The organism is Streptomyces sp. NPDC101166 (genome assembly GCF_044768125.1).
GTDB lineage: Bacteria > Actinomycetota > Actinomycetes > Streptomycetales > Streptomycetaceae > Streptomyces.
The window spans coordinates 1-1,242 of sequence record NZ_JBIWPF010000185.1 but is presented as its reverse complement, the minus strand read 5'-3'; the positions used below and the strand labels follow the sequence as shown (position 1 = coordinate 1,242).

Here is a 1,242-nt window from a genome sequence, read left to right as displayed (position 1 = left end):
TAATCGTCACCGGTGAACCGGCCGTCGCCGGGCTTGCCTTGGGGCCGTCCGCCGATCGGATACACGGAGACGAACCGCGTACCCAGGGCCTGAAGCGCGGCGAGATCGTCGGCGGACAGCGCCGTCCTCGGATCCACGCCGTATCCGAGCAACGAAAACCCCAGACCCAGCACATCATCGAGGCGGCAGTGGTGTCCGTCGAAAGTCCGGACCTCCGGCTGCGGAGCCAGCGCACCTTCGACGCCGAACAACCCCCGCCGCGACAGACCGAGATACTTACCTCGACGGAAACGCGGAGACGGCTTCATCTTCGCGGCACGGATCCAGCCACCCAATCCCGGTGTGTGCAGCGCGACAGTCAACCCGAAGTCCCGCGCCACTGCCAGCACCTTGTTATCGACTGAAACGAGGCTCTTGTTCAGCACAGACAGATCGATCATCGCCTTGGCATGCGGACGACGCTCAGCCTCGTAGCTGTTCAGAATCTCCAACCCCGCACCGTGCCGCAGGATGGCAATGAGCTTCCAGGACAGATTGTCCGCGTCACGGACGCCAGAGTTCATGCCCTGACCGATGAACTGCGGAGTCATGTGCGCTGCGTCGCCGGCGATCAGGATTCGTCCGACCCGCCATCGCTCGGCGACCACAGCATTGAAGGTGTACACGAGTTTGCGCAGCACCTCGACCTCGTCCGGGTCGATGAACCGGGAGATATAGCGCCGGACCGTGTCCGGATCCTCCATCTGTTCCTTGGTCTGATCATCGCTGAGCATGAATTCGAAGCGATGGTGTCCATCCGGCTGCGGGCAGGACACGATCGGCAGCGCCGGATCGCAGACGAAGTCGAAGTACGGCAGGTGTCGGAAGGCGTCGACCCCGTCCTTCGCCTTGAGGTCCACGACCAGCCAGCGTTCGGGAAAGCTGGTCCCGGTCATATCGATTCCGAGCTTGGTACGGACGATGCTGCGGCCACCGTCGCAGCCGACGAGGAACTTCGCGCGAACTCGCTCGGCGGTTCGCGGGTCGCTTTCCGGGGCGTTCTTGCCGTATCCGGTGCCACGGCATTCAGCGTGCTCGACACTGACACCCGTTGCGTCCTGATCGAAGTCGGTCACTTCACGACCGCGGCGGACCGTCACGTTGGGGTAGCGATCAAGTGCGCGCTCGAGGGTGCCTTCCAGGTAGGGCTGGTAGAGGAAGTTCACTACCGGCCAACCCAGCGGTCGCTCGGTCTGATGGAAC

General features: G+C 63.4%; 1 protein-coding gene. It reads right to left on the bottom strand.

Annotated elements, in window-relative coordinates:
• Nucleotides 1–1,205: FAD-dependent monooxygenase (locus ACIRS4_RS37570; RefSeq protein WP_404204664.1), on the bottom strand; the 1,205-nt coding region annotated here is incomplete at its 3' end.
• Between the last annotated feature and the right edge of the window lie 37 nt (nucleotides 1,206–1,242).